The organism is Martelella alba (assembly GCF_005217455.1).
In the GTDB taxonomy this organism is placed as follows: domain Bacteria; phylum Pseudomonadota; class Gammaproteobacteria; order Enterobacterales; family Enterobacteriaceae; genus Acerihabitans.
Genome location: NZ_SZPQ01000002.1, coordinates 286,910 through 304,604, shown reverse-complemented (window position 1 = coordinate 304,604; position 17,695 = coordinate 286,910). Strand labels below are relative to the sequence as shown.

Sequence of the window (17,695 nt, the reverse complement as noted above, 5' to 3'; positions counted from 1 at the left end):
CAATGGGTTAATCCTGCTCATTTTCTAGCTACTTTTATCACACACCTTGACGTGTCGGGATAACCATTATTAGAAACGGAACACGAGACTGTTCAAGTCGTCACCATTGCTATGGTTGAGTGTTGTCGGGAGAGATCTGTTTCCATGCATCGGCGATTTCCCAGAGCAATCCACGGATCCGTTTTAGCAACTCCCGGTCGTTGTGCAAATTGACCTGGATAAGTTGCCGGCAAAAATAATCATAAAGTTCGGCGAGATTGCGGCTGAGCTCGCCACCCTGGTCCATATCCAATCCCGCTTTCAGCCCGTTGTCGATAATATTGATGGCGTGCGATAGCGATTTGCCTTTGGCGGGGATATCGCCCTGCGCCAGATAGATATCCGCCTTGGCCAGGGCGCTAAGCGCCCCGTCGAACAGCAACGTAATCAACTTGTGCGGGCTGGCGCTCATCACGCCGCTTTCCAGTCCCACCGCGGCGTATGCCTGTGTACCGTACATAGTAAAATCCTTGCGTTTCCCTTATTCGTTTTTTGTCCGTCCTCAACTACTGCTGCTGCTACTGCTACTGCTACTGCTGCTGGAAGTCCCGTTCATGGCATCGAACTGTTGGGTCAGAAAGGTGCTGGTCTGGTTGAGGGAGGACATCAGCACGTCCAGTTGCGTGAACTGGGTTTTGTAGCGGGCGATATCGGAATCGATGCTGCTTTGTACCTGGGTATACTGATCAGACAGGCCGCTTAAAATGGACTTCACGCTGGATTCGGCGCCGGCGATAACGCCATCGTCCGAGGTAAAGGTGTTGATAGTGGACACCATTTGCGTGGCCAGGCCGGTGGTGGTACCGTTGCCGACGAAAAAGTCCGATACCGCGGAAGGGTTGGCGGTCAGGTTTTTAATCAGCGAGGTTTCATCGACGCTCAGGGTGCCGTCGTCCACATTGGTGGTGATGCCCAACTGACTCAGTACCTTGTAGGTGGAACTGCTTTGGGCGGTGCTGAGCAGGCTTTTTATCTGATCTTTTACCGAGCTAAGCACGCTGTCGCCCAGCAACGGGCCGTTGTCGCTTGATTGCGAGCTGGACTGGACATCCACCGCCGTGTAGGCGTCCAGGGTATTAAACGTGGTAAGCAGGGAATTGTAGGCCGATACCCAGTCGTCAATGGCTTTGTCCGTATCGGTGATGCTTTGGCGCAACACCAGGTTTTGCGTGCTGGTGGTCACCGAATTCAGGGTAAGGGTGACGCCCTGCGGCACATCATTGATGGTATTGCTACTGCGATCGATGGAAATCCCGTTAACGGTCAGTAGCGCGTCCTGGCCTTTAACCGCTTCAGTCATGCCGGAATCGGCGTTGCCGTCGGTGTCGCTGCTGTCATAACCGAGGATGGCGTTTAGGGTATCGTCGCCGCTGACGCTCATGGTTATTTGGGACGCCGCGCCGGTATCATTGGAGGTCACCACCAATTGGTAGCCGCTGTCGCCGGATTGTACGATGCTGGCGGTTACGCCGGCGTTGGCGCTGTTGATGGCGTCGCGCAGGCCGCTCAGGCTGGTTTGGGCGTCGGTCAGGCTGATATCGACCGCGCTGCCGTCGCCGACCTGGATGCTCAGGGTGCGATCAGTGCTGCCGGTGGCGCCGATGGCGGTGGAGGTATCGCTGAACACCTGGTTGGTGACCAGCGATTGGGCCGAGGCCAGTTGCTGGATACTGATGCTGTAACTGCCGCTGACGGCGTCGGATCCCACATCGGTACTGAAATTATCGCTGGTGCTGGCCACCTGCTGGGTGTACAGCGTCGGATCGGCCAGGGCCTGGGTGGCGGTGCTGAAGGTTTCCAGGGCGCTTTGCAAGGTGCCGTAAGCGGTCAGCTTGGCGTTATAGCTGTCCTGTTTGGCGGTAATGGGGTCAAGCCGTGTTTCTTCTTCTGTCTGCAACGAATCCAACAAGCTGCTTAAATCCAGATTGGACCCGACGCCTAATGAGCTGATGGCTGCTGTCATACTCTTTCTCCATATGCATGCACGGTAAGCACAGCGGTTATCGGCACAGACGGCAGGAAGTTTACCGAATTTTTTTGCGCGCCATCGGGGATAAACAGCGGCATTAGCGTGGGTATTTCCGGCCATTGGCTCCCGGGGGGAACAGAGGGGAAATTTTGCATTTTCGTCTAAAGGTTGCCAGGGCGTCGCCGATACAAGGGGGGACGGCCATTCGCGCCGACCGGCGAGAACGCCGACACAGTTAACTCAGCCCTGATGATTCATTAAAAGGAATATGCCATGGCACAAGTGATTAATACCAACAGCATTTCGCTGATGGCCCAGAATAACCTGAATAAGTCCCAATCCGCCCTGGGAACAGCGATTGAACGTCTGTCATCGGGCCTGCGTATCAACAGCGCCAAGGATGACGCCGCCGGCGAAGCCATCGCCAACCGCATGACATCCAATATCAACGGCCTGACCCAGGCATCGCGCAACGCCAACGACGGCATCTCCCTGGCGCAGACCACCGAAGGCGCGCTGGACGAAATCAACGATAACCTGCAAGCCATCCGTACCCTGACGGTACAGGCGCAAACCGGCACCAACTCTTCAAGCGACCTGCAATCCATCCAGGATGAAATCACCCAGCGCCTGTCGGAAGTGGACCGTATCTCCCAGCAGACCGATTTCAACGGCGTTAAGGTATTGAGCTCGGATAAGAGCCTGTCCATTCAGGTGGGCGCCAACGACGGCGAAACCATTTCCATTGATTTGCAGCAGGTGGATTCCAAGACCCTGGGCCTGGGAACGTTTAATGTCAATGGTACCGTGGGTCAGACCAATACTGTCAAGGCAGGGACGGTGGGTGATTTGACCACAGTAACCGACGTTGCAGATGGTGATTCGGTGTCGGTTGGCGGTACCACTGTCACTGAAACAACGGCAAATCTTAGTGCGTTGTCGGTAACGGATTCCGCTGGCAACGCTATCTCCGGCGGTAAGCTGGTGAAAGGCAATGATAATAACTATTATATTGAAACCGGAAGCGGCACCAGTACTACCATGTACAAGGTCGATTCCATCAGCAGCGACGGTACGTCCGTTAAGGTAAGCGGTGCGACCACTGGTGACAGTACGACGGGCTTCGTACCGGATAGCGATAAGACATTAACCGATGTCACCGCTGCCAATACCACTGTAACATTGGGCGGTACCACGGCGACTATTGCGGATCCGACATCGCTGACATTCAAGGACGACTCGGGCAAAACGATTTCCGGGGGGACACTGGTAACAGATGCCTCCGGTAAATATTACGTTGAAACGTCTGATGGACTTTATGATGCGCAGTCTGTCAGCAGCGATGGATCAACTATCACTGTAGGTAATAAGACGGCCGGTACCACGACGGGCGGTGTCTTTAGTGAAGATACCACCGCCAGCACGATCAACGGCACCGATGTCACCTCCATCAGCATCAGCGATACCAGCGGCAACAACAGCTCGGCATTGACCGGCGGTACGCTGGTGGAAGACGCCGACGGCAACTATTTCGTCCAGGATTCAGACGGTAACTCCTATGCCGCAACGGTCTCCATCGACAGCTCCACCGGCGCCGTGTCGGTAACCGCCGACTCCACCAAGGCCATTACCAGCCCGGCGACCACGGATTCCCTGGCGACCCTGGACCATGCCCTGTCGGAAGTGGATACCCTGCGCTCCAACCTGGGCGCCATCCAGAACCGTCTGGATTCCACCATCGACAACCTGAGCAGCACCACCACCAACCTGAGCGAAGCGCAATCCCGTATCCAGGATGCCGACTATGCGACGGAAGTGTCCAATATGAGCAAGGCGCAGATTCTGCAACAGGCGGGTACCTCGGTACTGGCGCAAGCCAACCAGGTTCCGCAGACCGTCCTGTCTCTGTTGAAATAATCGTCCCAAAAGGCGATCAAACCCGACGACCCCGCGCTCGCGCGGGGTTTTTCCACACCAGGCGTAGGGAGTAACTCGATAGGCAGGTAATTGTTTATTAATGATTTGTTTTATTGCAAGCAAACAGCAAAGTTAGGTAACAAGACGTAAATAAAGGGGTAATTGCGTGACTATTCCAGCGATTGATCTTGGCCGGTACCGGGATAATACAGGTGATAACGGGATCAATGTAGGGTGAGTCATGGTGAGCGATCTGTATACTGCCACGGGCGTAATCGATAAACAGTCCCTCTGGCAGCGCTATATTCCCCTGGTCCGCCATGAGGCTCTGCGATTACAGGTCAGACTGCCCGCCAGCGTAGAACTGGATGATTTACTCCAGGCCGGCGGCATTGGGCTGTTGAGCGCGGTGGAACGGTATGACTCCCTGCAGGGCACGGCGTTTACCACTTATGCGGTGCAGCGCATTCGCGGCGCCATGCTTGACGAGCTGAGAAGCCGGGATTGGGTGCCGCGCAGCGTGCGGCGACACGCCAGAGAAGTCGCTCAGGCCATCCATCAAGCCGAACAGCAGCTTGGCCGGGCGGCCACGGAACAGGAAGTGGCCCAGACTTTAAATATTAGCTTGCAGGAATATCGGCAAATATTACTGGATACCAATAACAGCCAGTTATTTTCCTATGACGAATGGTGTGAAGATCATGGGGACAGCGTCGATAATCTCATGCCGGGCTATGAGGAATCCAATCCCCTGAATGTCCTCATGGAAGGTAAATTGCGGGAAAAAGTCATAGAAGCCATTGACGCATTACCTGAACGAGAAAAGATGGTCCTGGTTCTTTATTACCAGGAAGAACTGAACCTCAAAGAGATTGGCGCGGTGTTGGAGGTCGGCGAATCGCGGGTAAGCCAATTACACAGCCAGGCTATCAAACGCTTGCGGGCGCGATTAAATAACGATATCTGACCGCCTTTCTCACAGAGGCAACCGATTCCAGCACTAGGGAAAACGACATGTTAGCCAAAGTGGAAAAGAAACGGCCGCTTAGCCGCTATCTAAAAGATTTCAAGCACAGCCAAACCCATTGTTGCCAGTGCGGCAAGCCCCTGGACCGCATGACGCTGGTCTTTCGCGGGCAAATTATCAATAAAGAAGCCATCGCCGGCATGGATCAATTGATTGACGATACGCTTTGGCACAATTTAAGCCGGGAACTGGTGGCATTATGCCGGTTTTGCAGCGTGATTTCCTGCCATGCCGAACCAAATTATTTTGATATAAAAGCCTTCAAGCAATATCTATTTGAACAGACCGCCATGAGCCACAGCACAATTCGTGAATATGTGGTAAGGCTACGTCGCCTGGATGAAATGCTGGCCGCCCGCAATTATCCTCATGATAAATTGGAGCGACCGTGCGCATCGCAACAATTAATCGACGATATTCCCGACGCGGCGCAAAGCAATTATCGAATTGCGCTGCGCAAATACGATCAATATCTCGATTGGCAGCGCAGTTTTTAACGCCAAGCAGCGCTACTCCAGCGCCATTAATTCGGTATTGCCGCCGGCGGCGGTAGTATTGATGCTGACCGCCCGTTCCACCAGCAGTCCGTCCAGCCTAATCGCCGTGTCGCCTCGCCTGTAAGCCTGCACGGGTATGATTGGGCCGGGCCGGTCGGCCAGGCGGCGAACCAGCGCGGTCAATGTCTCGTCGTCGCCATGAAACAGCGCTCCTTCCACGCTATCGTTATCGGCCGCTCCCAGCCTGATCATATCTTGGACCGCGGCCGGCAGCGCGTCATGAAGCGCGCGCTCGCCGGGGGTCGCGGCCCACAGGGCGACGGCGCCAATGGCGGCCAACGCGGCCAGTTGCGTCAACCGATCGACATCGTTGTCCGCCTGGCAGCGTATGTGAGCGCGCGGTGCCAGATAATAAAGATTTTGCTCGCCGGTGGGGCCGGGCAGCATCCATTGCCGGCCGGATGGGGAAAGCTCGCCGAGCCGGCGAAAACGCTCGGCCAGTTCCGCGCCGTGGCGGGTTTCGGTCCAAGCGATCAACGCCGTTAGCGCCGCGCGCGTTTCCCGGCAACCAGGCTCCCCTTCACCCAGCGCGGTCAATGTTGCCGGCAGGCCATCGTCGGGCCGCCGGGCCAGCAGTCGGTAGAGATACAACGGTCCGCCGGCTTTAGGACCGGTACCCGACATACCTTCGCCGCCGAACGGCTGCACGCCTACCACCGCGCCGATCATATTGCGATTGATATAGCAATTGCCCACCCGCGCGTGGCGGATAACCCGCTCGGCGACGGCGTCAATGCGGCTGTGTAGGCCAAAGGTCAGTCCGTAGCCGCGGCTGTTGATCGCCGTAATCAGGTCGTCGAGGGCCTCCCGCCGGTAACGCACCACATGCAGTACCGGGCCGAAGACTTCGCGGGTCAGCGCTTCGACTCGCGGCAATTCGATAAGGGTCGGCGCGACAAACGTCCCCCCGCCGTCCCCGGCCGGCGCGTTAACCCGCCATACGCGATGTCCGGCTGCCCGCATGGCCTCGATATAGGTCTCAATATCCCGCCGGGCGGTCTCGTCGATGACCGGTCCGATATCAACGGACAGCCGGCGCGGATCGCCAAGGGTATATTCCGCCATGGCGCCGCGCAACATCGCCAGGGTGCGATCGGCGGCGGCGTCTTGCACACAGAGCAGACGCAACGCGGAACAGCGCTGACCGGCACTGTCAAACGCCGAAGTCACGATATCCGCCACCGCCTGTTCGGTCAGGGCGGACGAATCCACCAGCATGGCATTCAGACCGCCGGTTTCGGCGATAAGCGGTACCGGTTGTCCGTCGGGATTCAAGCGGTTCGCCAACGTCTTTTGCAATTGCCGGGCAACGTCGGTTGAGCCGGTGAACATGACGCCGCGCACGCGCGTATCGGCGGCCAGCGCCGCGCCGACACGCTCGCCGGGGCCAGGAAGTAACTGGATGGCCTCAGGGGGGATGCCTGCCGCCAGCAATACGCGAATGGCGCGCGCGGCGATAAGCGGGGTTTGCTCCGCCGGCTTGGCCAGCACGTGGTTACCGGTTGCCAGCGCCGCCGCTATCTGGCCCAGGAAAATCGACAAGGGAAAATTCCAGGGGCTAATGCAGACCACCGTGCCGAGCGGCGTTGCGGCGCCATAGGCGATATGCGGGACAAGACTGGCGTAGTAGCGCAGGAAATCCACTGTTTCCCGCACCTCGCCAATGGCGGCAGCCAGGGTTTTGCCGGCCTCGCGGACCAGTAAACCGATAAACGCCGGCATTTGCGCCTCCAGCGAATCGGCCGCCCGGTTAAGAACCTCGGCCCGCTCCCCGGCCGGACAGGCCGCCCAGTCAGCGGCATGGCGCCCGGCATAGTCAAGGGCGAGCCGCACGTCGGGCATGTCGGCATCGCGACAGACGCCGACCTGATCGCGGCTGGCGGCCGGGTTGTGAATCGGTCGCCAGTCCACGGCGTTGCTGGCGGATGTCATGGCATCCGCCACGGGCGTTTCTCCAAAAACCGTATCGGCGGTATTTGCTTCCGTCGCGCACCAGCGACCGGCAACCAGCGGTTCCGCCCGCTCAAAAGCGGCATCCCCGGTCAACGCCTCCGCCAGGCGGCGCAGGCAAAGCTCATCGGCCAAATCAAGTCCGGCGGCGTTTAACCGCTTTGCGCCATAAAGATGACGGGGCAGAGCAATGGCGCGGTGGGGACGACCGACCACGCCGTCCCCACCGGCCTGATTCACCGCTTGCGCCGCCGGATCGGCCAGCAGGGTTTCCAGCGGCAGGGCGGGATCGGCGATACGATGCACAAAAGAGCTATTGGCGCCGTTTTCCAAAAGCCGGCGCACCAGGTAAGCCAACAGCGTCCCATGGCCACCCACCGGCGCATAAACGCGGCAAGGGCGATCGAGTCCGCCCTGCGCGGTTTGGCCGACCACCTGGGCGTACAAGGCCTCGCCCATGCCATGCAAACACTGAAATTCATACTGGCCAGGCGAATATCGCTCTGGTCCGGCAACCTGATAAATAGCCGCCAGCGTCCGGGCATTATGGGTGGCGAATTGCGGATAGAAAAGGGCGGGCTGAGCCAACAGGCGCCGGGCGCAGGCCAGATAGGCGATATCGGTATGGATTTTGCGGGTATAGACCGGATAATCCACCGCTCCCTCGATTTGCGCCCGCTTGATTTCACTGTCCCAATAGGCGCCCTTGACCAGCCGGACCATCAACCGGTGGCCGCTGCGTCCGGCCAGGTCGGCCAGCTCGTCGATGACCTGTGGACAGCGTTTCTGGTAAGCCTGAATCACAAAGCCGATACCGTCCCAGCCTTGCAACGCCGGCTCAAAACACAATCTGGTCAGCAAATCCAGAGAAATCGTTAACCGATCCGTTTCTTCGGCATCGATATTAATGCCGATATCATATCGGCGGGCCAGCACCGTCAATTCCACTAGCCGCGGATAAAGTTCCGTCATGACCCGCGTGTATTGCGCCCGGCAATAGCGGGGATGCAGCGCCGATAACTTGATGGATATTCCCGGTCCCCCATAAATACCGCGCCCGGCCGCCGCCGCGCCGATAGCTTCGATAGCCCGTCGGTAGGCGGCCAGATAGGCCAGGGCATCGTCATCGGTCAGCGCGGCCTCGCCCAGCATATCGTAGGAATAGCGAAAACCTCGCGTTTCCAACCGGCGGGCATGGCGCAGGGCGGCGGCGATGTCCTCGCCGGCGACGAATTCGGCGCCCATCAAACGCATGGCGGCCGCCATCGCCTGGCGAATCAGCGGTTCGCCGCCTCGGGCGACGACCCGGGACAACGTGCGGGCAAGGCCCGGCTTCTCTTGCGCGGACAGTATTCGATCGCCCAGCAATAGACCCCAGGTGGCGGCATTAACAAACAGGGAGGGACTGTGGCCACGATGGACCTGCCAGCGTCCCCGGCTGAGTTTGTCGCGTATCAGGGCGTCGCGGGTGGCGTTATCGGGAATGCGCAACAGGGCTTCCGCCAGACACATTAAGGCGGTCCCTTCCCGCGACGATAAGGCGTATTCCTGTAGCAGCCGTTGGGCGATACCGGTTCGTGCGCTTCGACCGTCGGCGGAACGCAGCGCCGCGGACAAACGCGCGGCCAGCGACGCGATGGCCGCGTTTTGTGCCGGCGTTAACCGCCCCTGCGCCAGCAGGGCGGGTATCAGCGCGGTCTCCGGCGCGCGCCAGGCGGCAAGCGTGGCTTCGCGTAATGGCGAAATGGGCAATAACGCGTCGGCAAAATCCCGGAAAACGGGTGTCTGGCGCGGCGGGGGGGGTATATCATCGGCAACGGCGGCCGGTTCGTTATCGGGTTCGCTCTCCAAAGGCCATCTCTCCGAACGGGGGGCAAAGGCGACGCGCGTGATAATGACGGTCGGCGCGTTGCCGGGATACGATTTGAATTATTCAGAGTATATATACCCCATTTATTCGCCCCAGGGTATTTTTCTTTTTAATATAAACATGTTGTCGCAATGACGGTTAATTATTGCTCGCCTGATAAAAAAAAGAGTTGCAATGGGACTGCAATTTGTAGCAATGTCATTATACTCAAGATAGCAAGCGGTAGTTCAGACGCGAAACGGTATAAACTCTAAATACGTTGAGTTGCATCGTGGCGGCCCAGACGCACATAGCTAACTCGGTGACTGGGGTGAGTGAACGCAGCCAACCAAGAGGCAACTTGACGTACGCCGAGTATATAATGCATATACTCATTACGGGGATCGCTAATGACAGTGTCCATTTATGGGCTAACGACACCACCGGATGTTTTCTTTACCGCCTCCGAGTTTATCGGCGGTTACCTTCCCGAAACTGTACCAGCCCTGACCGTTATCTCCCCGTCTCCCGCAATTCTTGCACCCGAATTCATTATCCATTCCATGAAAAAACGTCCGGTCCGATTAATTTTCACGTCGGTCAGCGATGTATTTCATAGCATCCAACGGCTCTCAATGGCTCTAAAGGAAGCCACAACCTTTTTGAATGTGAAGCGTAGTCACCGGGTTTGGCCCGCGTGAATGGTGAAACAAACTGTAAGGTGCCACTTATGGGAAGACAAAAAGTAGTGATCAAAGCACGTCGTGAGGCAAAACGCGTTATACGGCGTGAATCACGTAACCAGAAAATGCGTGAGGAAGACTCGGTCACTTCTCTTGTTCATATGAGCGGGATTGAATCCATCGGTATGGCTCGCGATATCCGCGATACCAGGCCGATTGAGGCGCGTAATGACGTTCAGGAGTATTACTTATCTGCCATCGATACCAAACAGTTAATTTTCGCAACCGGCGAAGCAGGGTGTGGTAAAACCTTTTTAAGCGCCGTCAAGGCGGCCGACGCATTAATACATAAAGAGGTGGAGCGTATCATCGTTACCCGGCCGGTATTACAGGCTGATGAAGATCTTGGCTTTTTGCCCGGCGATATCGGCGAGAAGTTCGCGCCTTATTTCCGACCGGTTTATGATATTTTACTGCGCCGGCTTGGTTCGTCATTCATGCAATACTGCTTGCGACCGGAAATCGGCAAGGTGGAAATCGCGCCTTTCGCTTATATGCGGGGCCGGACGTTTGAGAATGCCATCGTCATACTTGATGAGGCGCAAAATGTTACCGTTAATCAAATGAAAATGTTTCTGACTCGGTTGGGTGAAAACGTCACGGTTATCGTCAATGGCGACATTACCCAGTGTGATTTGCCCCGTGGCGTCAAATCCGGGTTGGAGGATGCCTTGACCCGTTTTACCGAGGATGATGAGATGATAGCCATCGTGCGTTTCGGTAAGCAGGATTGCGTTCGTTCGGCATTATGCCAGCGCACGCTTAATGCCTATCAATAAAGGCGAGACGTTTTTTTTGCCGTGAGGCAATGAAAAGGCCCGCCGGAATTGCGGGCTATTGAGGCCAGGTTTCGGTCTTATTTCCCTAAGGACTTTTCTTCATGTCAGCGAACGAAGTCCCGGCCTTGACGACCGGGACTTTTTTTATCAACAAAGCGGGATACGCTTGCAATACCGTAATCAATTCCCTTTATACTCTCCCTAGGTTGTTTCTTTCTCACTCCCTTGCCGCCGCGATGCAACTTGGCGTCATTAGTGTGTATATCGCGCATCGACGCTTTGCCGGCGGCATTGTTTTCAAGAGAAGATCATGGCTCACGAAAATCGTACGATCGTGGTAACAGGCGCGAGTAAAGGCATCGGGCGGGCGGTATCCGACATGTTGGCGGCGCAAGGCAATCATGTGATCGGCATTGCCCGTGGTCCCGGCGAAACCGGGTTTCCCGGCACGTTCCTATCCTGTGATCTCGCCGATATTGACGCGACGGAATCGACGCTGGCGCGCGTTGCCGAAAACTTTGCGGTCGACGGCATCGTGAATAATGTCGGCGTGGCATCTCCGCAACCGCTCGGCAAGATTGAAATGGCGACGCTGCAGCATGTTCTGGATCTCAATGTCCGTAGCGCCATTCAGGTGACACAGGCCCTTGTCGCAGGCATGAAGGCGCGTCGCTCCGGCCGCATCGTCAATGTTTGCAGCCGCGCCATTTATGGCGCGTTCGACCGCACGGCATATTCCGCCGCGAAGAGTGCCTTGGTCGGCTGTACGCGCACATGGGCGCTGGAGCTTGCGGAATATGGCATCACGGCAAACGCGGTGGCTCCCGGTCCCACCGAAACGGAACTGTTTCGCAAGACCCGACCCGTCGGAAGCGAGGCGGAAAAGCGCGCGCTCTCGGCTATTCCAATGCGTCGGCTGGGCACGCCGGCCGAGGTGGCGGCCGCCATCGGCTTCTTTTTGTCGCCGGGTGCCAGCTTCATTACCGGCCAGATTCTGGCCGTTGACGGCGGCGGAAGCTTGGGCGGTCGCTGAGCTTTGGCCGTGCGCCCGGGCCAGGCCGTCGAGTGGAATCGGTATCGCCGGATTAGGGTAAGACCGGCTGCACGATAGCATATACCACGAGTCTGAGATATTGGCCGCCGTCAATCGTCAAGGATGTGTGCTCGAAATCAAGGCGGTGTCCGTTGACATTAAGTGTTCGGACACCGGTGCATGGCGCGCGGACATCCTGCCGCCGCCACCAGGTTTTGAAGTCCGGCGAAACATGCTCCAGCTCGTCGATAAGAGCGAGCGCATCGGCATCTGCGCGGGCGGTGGCAAAATCCCGGCGAAAGCTTTCCAACATGGCCGGCGCATCCTTGTCCCAGCAGGCAAAGGTTTCCCGCAATGCCGGGTCGGTGAACAACAGCCAGAGAAGGTTTCGCCGCGCGCAAGGGTGTTCGCCGAAACCGAACAGACGGCCGGCTTCTTCGTTGTAGGCCAATACGTCCCATCGTAGATTGATGATGTAGGCGGCATGCAAAGCGAGGTCTTGCACCAATCGCAGGGCCAAGGCCGGCACGATGCAAAACGTCTTTCCGGGTTCGGCGGGTGGTCGTTCATGGGCGAGTAAGAACAGATGCCGACGCTCGGCCGCATCAAGCTTCAGCACTCGTGAAAGCGTATTGAGAAAATCAGCGGAAACGCCGATGTCGCGTCCCTGTTCCAGCCACGTATACCACGTGAGGCCAACGCCGGCGAGCGCCGCGACCTCCTCCCGCCGCAGTCCTGGCGTCCGCCGCCGCCTAGCCCTTGGTAGACCGACATCCTCGGGCGACAGCCGTTCGCGATGAACGCGCAGGAATTCGCTAAGATCGGGGCGAGTTCGTTCCAGTGTCCGCATTGGTCAGCCTCTTACTACTAGTAATAGTATAATGAGTTAAATTGTAACATGATTTAGTTGTGGCATTCTCTAATGCGTCACCCTAAAAGGACGCAAAATGAAACCCAATGCCCGCATCACTGAATCATCCGCCACAAAAATCGCCGAAATTCCCGGTCGCCGTTCCTGGATCGGTCTTTCAATATTGCTGCTGGCCGGCTTTGTGACGATTTTTGATCTGTTCGTGGTCAATGTCGCGATCCCGTCGATGCGGGTGGGGCTTGGCGCGAACCTGTCCGAGATCGGCTTTATCGTGGCTGGTTATGAACTGGCCTTCGGTGTATTGCTGATAACGGGCGGTCGGCTTGGGGATCTCCATGGTCGACGGCGACTGTTCGTCACCGGCATGACGGGGTTCACGTTATCATCGTTTCTTTGCGGAATTGCCCCCAATATTGCAGTGCTGATTGGCGCGCGCCTGTTGCAGGGGGGAGCGGCGGCCCTGCTGTTCCCGCAGGTCTATGCGTCGATCCGGGTGAATTTCACCGGCGATGACAGCCGTCGTGCTTTTGGCTTTCTTGGCATGACACTGGGTCTGGCCGCGATTGCCGGTCAAATCGTCGGCGGCTTTCTGGTTGAAGCCAACCTTTTCGACCTCGGCTGGCGGACCGTCTTTCTTATTAATGTGCCAATCGGGCTTTTCGCCATTGTCATGGCGCGCGTTATTCCTGAAACCCGGGCACCGGAGGCCGTGGCGCTCGATTGGCCGGGTGTGGGCTTGGTCAGTCTCGGGTTGACGTGCCTGCTTACCCCTTTGATCGAGTTGTCCACGTATGGCTGGCGAATCTGGAGCGTCCTGTCGCTTTTTGCCGCCGGCGCTTTACTTGCCGGTTTTTACCACCATCAGGAAGGGCGCAGGCGCGCGGGGTACCAGCCCCTTGTGGATATGACGCTTCTGCGCCAGGCCCGTTTCGCGCTGGGCGGGTTGCTGGTATTACTGATTTATTCTACTTCATCATCGTTCTTTCTTTGTTTCGCCTTGCTGGCGCAAACCGGGTTCGGTCTCAGTCCGTTTGAGGCGGGCGGCGTTTTTGTGCCGTGCTCGATTGCTTTTGTCTTCGCGTCCATGATGGCTTCGCGTCTCGTCGCACGTTTTGGTCCCCTGGCAATTGCGATAGGCGCGCTATTTTATGCCGGTTCAATAGGCACTATAATTGCGCTGGTCTGGTTTGCCGGCGCCAATCTTGTCGTCGCTCGCCTTATTCCGGTTCTGGTCGTCATCGGCGGGGCGCAAGCGATGGTCATGACGCCGTTGCTTAATCTTGTGCTCGGTTTCGTCGAAGAGCGGCAGGCCGGCATGGCCGCCGGCATCATCTCGACGCTTCAGCAAGTGGGCGCCGCGCTCGGCGTGGCGATGGCCGGGATGTTGTTCGGTATGGTACTCACGCGCGATCCGGTGGGCAAAGGGCACGCCGGTCTCTATGCCTCTGCCTTTGTGGAAGGGATGGTCTACAACCTTGCGGCTGCGACCGTCGCGGCTGTCTTGTTTAGCGCGATGGCGAGGCTTTCGCAAAAATCCTGATCGTCCGCTGGGTCGGTGACAATGGCAAGAGCGATGGCGACGATGTGAGTAAGTGTTGTCGAAGCTTATCTCGCCAGGAGCTCGAGCTTTGCATCGGTATGTGACTCTTCGAGTACGGTATTGAAGACATGTTCATCGGTTCTGATTGCGCGATTTTCCGAAACGATAAGTGTTATAATATTTTAAATCCCTTTTCATTCCATAAAATAAAGAGTTGGGGAATAACAAGGGCGCTTATGCCGCGTCGCCAGTTCCTGGTCGGGTCGGCAGTCTTGGTTGTCGCCGCATCCTATCCCCTAGCATCCTCTCTGGAGGTTTTGTGAGAGAGACCATTCTTCAGACCCGCGCCATCAAAATGCGTTTCCTCGACGCCGGGAAGGGCCCGTTGATCTTGTTCTGTCATGGCTTCCCTGAAACCGCGCACGCGTGGCGGCACCAGATTGAGGCGTTGGCGCAGGCGGGCTATCGCGCCGTTGCTCCGGACATGCGGGGTTACGGCAAGACGGACGGCCCCGAAGTCGAGTTCAGCAGAGATGTCAGGCTGACCCTTCGCAAGCTTATCTTCGCGGCGAGTGGCGAGGCAGGCCCGCGCAAACTGGGCGATGGCACGCCGAACCCTTCCTCCGTGGCTCGCATATTCTTCCCCGCGCGGGCCATTGGCTCCAACAGGAGCGGCCAAGGGGGGTAACTGAACTCATCCTTACGTTTCTGGCGCGGCTCTGAGAAGAGAGCCCCGGTCTGCTACCCGCGTCCCATCGGGGACGTCACCCAAGGGTATGGGTAAAAAGGCCGACAGTCCGCCTTCCGCGCCGTTCCCTACGCCGGGTATCGTGCAATGGCGTGAATATAACCGTTCCCAGTACCCTACGAAGGATACGGAAATCGCTGTGTTTCGGCGACAATAGGGGACAATGGAGGAAAATCGAAAGGGGTGGCGGTGAGAGAGGGATTCGAACCCTCGATACGCTTTCGCGTATACACACTTTCCAGGCGTGCTCCTTCAGCCACTCGGACATCTCACCGTGCCGTCAACCAGTAGGTCGACGGGGCGGTACTATAGGGAGTCGGCCCTTTTTGGTCAAGCATAATTTCTTAATGATGGCGTGTTTGCTCAGGGTTTAAGCGTGTCGGGAGGCAAACCCTCGCCAAGTGCCGGTTTTGATAATAAATTGTTCCCCTTTCGCCACGCGGTTATCTTGGTTTCTTCGAAACGGTCTGTGATCCGATACCTTATGAATATCATGATTTATCATCCCGCCATGCCGGCGGGAATTTGGTTGAATGGGCTGCGCCGTCGGTTGCCCGAGGCGAATGTGCGGGTCTGGCGTCCCGGTGACGACGCGCCGGCGGACTATGCGCTGGTTTGGCATCCGCCGCTGGACATGCTGGCGGGCCGCGCGGGTTTAAAAGGCGTGTTCGCGCTGGGCGCGGGCGTGGATGCCATAATGGATATGCTGCGGGCGCACCCTGATGCTCTGGCCCCCGACGTGCCGTTGCTGCGGCTTGAGGACGCCGGCATGGCGACGCAAATGGCGGAGTATGTCTGCGCCGCCGTGCTGCGCTATTATCGCCGCTTCGATGATTATCAGGCGGGGCAAAGCCAAGGCTTCTGGCGGGAACTGGCGCTGCCGGATAAGCGGAATTTCGTGGTGGGCATCGCCGGCGCCGGCGTGCTGGGCGCTAGGGCGGCGCAGGTTTTGGCCGCGTTGGGGTTTTCGGTGCGGCTTTGGAGCCGCCGTCCTAAAAGCCTGCCCGGCATAGCCGGTTATGGTGAACAACAACGGGATGCCTTTCTCGCGGGACTGCGGGTTTTGGTGAACCTGTTGCCCGACACGCCCCTGACCCGCGATATCCTCAACAGCGCGCTGTTCGCCAAGCTTGGCCGGGGAGCGTATCTGATTAACGCCGCCCGGGGCAAACACCTGGTGGAGGCCGATTTGCTGGCGGCACTGGCTTCCGGTCAGATCGCCGCCGCCACACTGGATGTCTGCCGGGACGAACCGCCGGCTGCCGACCATCCTTTCTGGTCTGCGCCGCGCGTCACGCTCACGCCGCATATCGCCGCCGCGACCTTACCGGAGCCGGCGTTAGATAACATCGTCGATAATATCCATCGGATTGAGGCCGGCCTTAGCCCCTCCGGATATGTTGATCGCGCGAACGGATATTGAGGCTTCACGCATTGCGCAACACGCGGATTTATGCCAAGGTCTGCGCCGGGAAACAATGATGGATAACAATATGAACGATTTTTCCATGGTATGCCGGGTACTGGGCACGCTTTTCTACCGTCCGCCGCAAGACTCGCTGCTGGCGCCGTTGCTGGTGTTGATTCGCGAAGGTAAGTTGGCTGAATACTGGCCGCTGGAGCAGGGCGCTTTGCTGGAACGTTTGCGCGGCGACAGCCGGCCCGAGGTATTGGCCGATGACTACGCCGGGCTATTTGTGGGCGATGCCGCCGAGGTTTCGCCGCTACGTTCGGCATGGCTGCGGACGACGGAAAGCGAGGCGAGGGATTTTCTGCAGCAAGCCGGCATGGTTTCACCGGCGTCGCCGGCCGATCATTTCGGGGCGCTGTTGCTGGCGGGGTCCTGGTTGGAAGATCATGCCGCCGCCGATGAGGTGCTGGCGCTTAGTCGTCTGTTCGATGTGTTTTTGTTGCCCTGGAGCGATGGGTTTCTCAGCAAGGTGGAAACCAGCGCGCGCAGCGACTTCTATCGCGCGCTGGCCACCATGACGCGCGAGGCGCTGCAAGCGTTGCGCGAAGATCTGGACGACGACGGGACCCGGTAGCGCGCCGGATCAACGCGGCCGGCGCGGACACGATGCCGGCGATCCTTAGCCCACAAAAGGAATGACCAGCTCGCCGGGTTCGACTTCCAGACCTTTGGCCAGTTTTTTGGCCAACGCCTCGGTTTTACTGCGATTGGCGTCAAGCACGTAAGCTGGATGGGCATCGAAATAGGTCGTCAGCGCCTGATTGAGATAAGGCGCCATGACCTTGAAAGTGGATTGCAGTTTATCGGGTTGCACCTGGTAATCCACCAGTTGCATGCCCTTGAGGTAGACGGCGCCCTCGGTCCGGTCATAGAAGGGTTGCGCTTCCAGGATGAGTTTCACGTCGGCTTGCCTGGAACCCCACAATGTTTGGATATTGACCTTGGCATCCCCCGATACCCGGACCTTATCCGGCTCATTGCGTCCTATCTGGCTGCTCAAACCGGTGAGCACGATGTCGGCGTTCAGCAGACCTTGCACGCCGATGGATTTCTTGAAGTCATTGTGCTCTTGCAAATAGTGATTGATGTCCTGCTCGCTGAGCCGGTATTCGGTCAGCTTGTTGCACCCGGTCAGCAACACGCTTAACAGTAAGATCACCGTCGTCAGAATGCGTTTTTTCATGCTTGTTCCATGATAAGAC

General features: G+C 57.7%; 14 protein-coding genes, 1 tRNA gene and 1 pseudogene. 10 read left to right on the top strand and 6 right to left on the bottom strand.

What is annotated here, in order from left to right:
* Positions 1-109: 109 nt before the first annotated feature.
* Positions 110-499, bottom strand: coding sequence for a flagellar export chaperone FliS (gene fliS / locus FCN80_RS03745; RefSeq protein WP_136988544.1), 390 nt, complete (start codon positions 497-499; stop codon positions 110-112).
* Between the two features lie 42 nt (positions 500-541).
* A complete protein-coding gene (fliD, locus tag FCN80_RS03740; RefSeq protein ID WP_136988543.1) occupies positions 542-2,002 on the bottom strand; it encodes a flagellar filament capping protein FliD in 1,461 nt (486 codons plus the stop codon).
* Positions 2,003-2,281: 279 nt separating this feature from the next.
* On the opposite strand from fliD, the gene FCN80_RS03735 reads away from it, so the two are divergent.
* The 3 genes from FCN80_RS03735 (at position 2,282) to fliZ (ending at position 5,449) form a co-directional block, all read left to right on the top strand.
* Positions 2,282-3,925, top strand: coding sequence for a flagellin N-terminal helical domain-containing protein (locus tag FCN80_RS03735; protein WP_136988542.1), 1,644 nt, complete (start codon positions 2,282-2,284; stop codon positions 3,923-3,925).
* A 241-nt stretch (positions 3,926-4,166) separates the two neighbouring features.
* Positions 4,167-4,892: an RNA polymerase sigma factor FliA gene (locus FCN80_RS03730; protein WP_306767833.1), complete on the top strand. Its 726-nt coding sequence runs from the start codon at positions 4,167-4,169 to the stop codon at positions 4,890-4,892.
* Positions 4,893-4,939: 47 nt separating this feature from the next.
* A complete protein-coding gene (gene fliZ / locus FCN80_RS03725; protein ID WP_136988541.1) occupies positions 4,940-5,449 on the top strand; it encodes a flagella biosynthesis regulatory protein FliZ in 510 nt (169 codons plus the stop codon).
* Between the two features lie 12 nt (positions 5,450-5,461).
* Here fliZ and putA read toward each other — a convergent pair whose 3' ends face one another.
* A complete protein-coding gene (putA, locus tag FCN80_RS03720) occupies positions 5,462-9,265 on the bottom strand; it encodes a trifunctional transcriptional regulator/proline dehydrogenase/L-glutamate gamma-semialdehyde dehydrogenase (protein WP_445081503.1) in 3,804 nt (1,267 codons plus the stop codon).
* 453 nt (positions 9,266-9,718) lie between these two features.
* Here putA and FCN80_RS03715 point away from each other — a divergent pair, with 453 nt between their 5' ends.
* The 3 genes from FCN80_RS03715 to FCN80_RS03705 all read left to right on the top strand — a co-directional run bounded on the left by FCN80_RS03715 (position 9,719) and on the right by FCN80_RS03705 (position 11,863).
* Complete coding sequence (locus tag FCN80_RS03715) at positions 9,719-10,009, top strand: hypothetical protein (protein ID WP_136988539.1); 291 nt, start codon at positions 9,719-9,721, stop codon at positions 10,007-10,009.
* Between the two features lie 29 nt (positions 10,010-10,038).
* Positions 10,039-10,830, top strand: a complete 792-nt coding sequence (gene phoH, locus FCN80_RS03710) for a phosphate starvation-inducible protein PhoH (protein WP_170975307.1) — start codon at positions 10,039-10,041, stop codon at positions 10,828-10,830.
* 310 nt (positions 10,831-11,140) lie between these two features.
* Complete coding sequence (locus tag FCN80_RS03705; RefSeq protein WP_136988537.1) at positions 11,141-11,863, top strand: SDR family oxidoreductase; 723 nt, start codon at positions 11,141-11,143, stop codon at positions 11,861-11,863.
* Positions 11,864-11,915: 52 nt separating this feature from the next.
* Here FCN80_RS03705 and FCN80_RS03700 read toward each other — a convergent pair whose 3' ends face one another.
* Positions 11,916-12,713, bottom strand: coding sequence for a helix-turn-helix transcriptional regulator (locus tag FCN80_RS03700; RefSeq protein WP_136988536.1), 798 nt, complete (start codon positions 12,711-12,713; stop codon positions 11,916-11,918).
* A gap of 97 nt (positions 12,714-12,810) precedes the next feature.
* Here FCN80_RS03700 and FCN80_RS03695 point away from each other — a divergent pair, with 97 nt between their 5' ends.
* Together FCN80_RS03695 and FCN80_RS27360 are read left to right on the top strand one after the other, a co-directional pair.
* The gene (locus FCN80_RS03695; protein WP_136988535.1) at positions 12,811-14,274 is read left to right on the top strand and encodes an MFS transporter; all 1,464 of its coding nucleotides are present in this window, start codon (positions 12,811-12,813) and stop codon (positions 14,272-14,274) included.
* 236 nt (positions 14,275-14,510) lie between these two features.
* Positions 14,511-14,791, top strand: a pseudogene (locus FCN80_RS27360) (alpha/beta fold hydrolase); the annotation flags it as partial.
* Between the two features lie 415 nt (positions 14,792-15,206).
* On the opposite strand, the gene FCN80_RS03685 reads toward FCN80_RS27360, so the two are convergent.
* Positions 15,207-15,296: transfer RNA gene (locus FCN80_RS03685), tRNA-Ser, on the bottom strand.
* A gap of 210 nt (positions 15,297-15,506) precedes the next feature.
* Between FCN80_RS03685 and FCN80_RS03680 the strand changes: the two genes are divergently transcribed.
* A complete protein-coding gene (locus tag FCN80_RS03680) occupies positions 15,507-16,445 on the top strand; it encodes a 2-hydroxyacid dehydrogenase (protein ID WP_136988533.1) in 939 nt (312 codons plus the stop codon).
* Positions 16,446-16,500: 55 nt separating this feature from the next.
* Positions 16,501-17,067 carry a TorD/DmsD family molecular chaperone gene (locus FCN80_RS03675; protein ID WP_230492462.1) on the top strand — a complete coding sequence of 189 codons (567 nt, stop codon included), beginning with the start codon at positions 16,501-16,503 and terminating at the stop codon, positions 17,065-17,067.
* Between the two features lie 45 nt (positions 17,068-17,112).
* Here FCN80_RS03675 and FCN80_RS03670 read toward each other — a convergent pair whose 3' ends face one another.
* Positions 17,113-17,676: a lipoprotein gene (locus FCN80_RS03670; protein ID WP_136988532.1), complete on the bottom strand. Its 564-nt coding sequence runs from the start codon at positions 17,674-17,676 to the stop codon at positions 17,113-17,115.
* Positions 17,677-17,695: the final 19 nt, after the last annotated feature.

Coding starts and splice junctions, on each gene's coding strand:
- fliS (WP_136988544.1), bottom strand. CDS start 499: ATGTACGGTACACAGGCATACGCCGCGGTGGGACTGGAAAGCGGCGTG.
- fliD (WP_136988543.1), bottom strand. CDS start 2,002: ATGACAGCAGCCATCAGCTCATTAGGCGTCGGGTCCAATCTGGATTTA.
- FCN80_RS03735 (WP_136988542.1), top strand. CDS start 2,282: ATGGCACAAGTGATTAATACCAACAGCATTTCGCTGATGGCCCAGAAT.
- FCN80_RS03730 (WP_306767833.1), top strand. CDS start 4,167: ATGGTGAGCGATCTGTATACTGCCACGGGCGTAATCGATAAACAGTCC.
- fliZ (WP_136988541.1), top strand. CDS start 4,940: ATGTTAGCCAAAGTGGAAAAGAAACGGCCGCTTAGCCGCTATCTAAAA.
- FCN80_RS03715 (WP_136988539.1), top strand. CDS start 9,719: ATGACAGTGTCCATTTATGGGCTAACGACACCACCGGATGTTTTCTTT.
- phoH (WP_170975307.1), top strand. CDS start 10,039: ATGGGAAGACAAAAAGTAGTGATCAAAGCACGTCGTGAGGCAAAACGC.
- FCN80_RS03705 (WP_136988537.1), top strand. CDS start 11,141: ATGGCTCACGAAAATCGTACGATCGTGGTAACAGGCGCGAGTAAAGGC.
- FCN80_RS03700 (WP_136988536.1), bottom strand. CDS start 12,713: ATGCGGACACTGGAACGAACTCGCCCCGATCTTAGCGAATTCCTGCGC.
- FCN80_RS03695 (WP_136988535.1), top strand. CDS start 12,811: ATGAAACCCAATGCCCGCATCACTGAATCATCCGCCACAAAAATCGCC.
- FCN80_RS03680 (WP_136988533.1), top strand. CDS start 15,507: ATGAATATCATGATTTATCATCCCGCCATGCCGGCGGGAATTTGGTTG.
- FCN80_RS03675 (WP_230492462.1), top strand. CDS start 16,501: ATGATGGATAACAATATGAACGATTTTTCCATGGTATGCCGGGTACTG.
- FCN80_RS03670 (WP_136988532.1), bottom strand. CDS start 17,676: ATGAAAAAACGCATTCTGACGACGGTGATCTTACTGTTAAGCGTGTTG.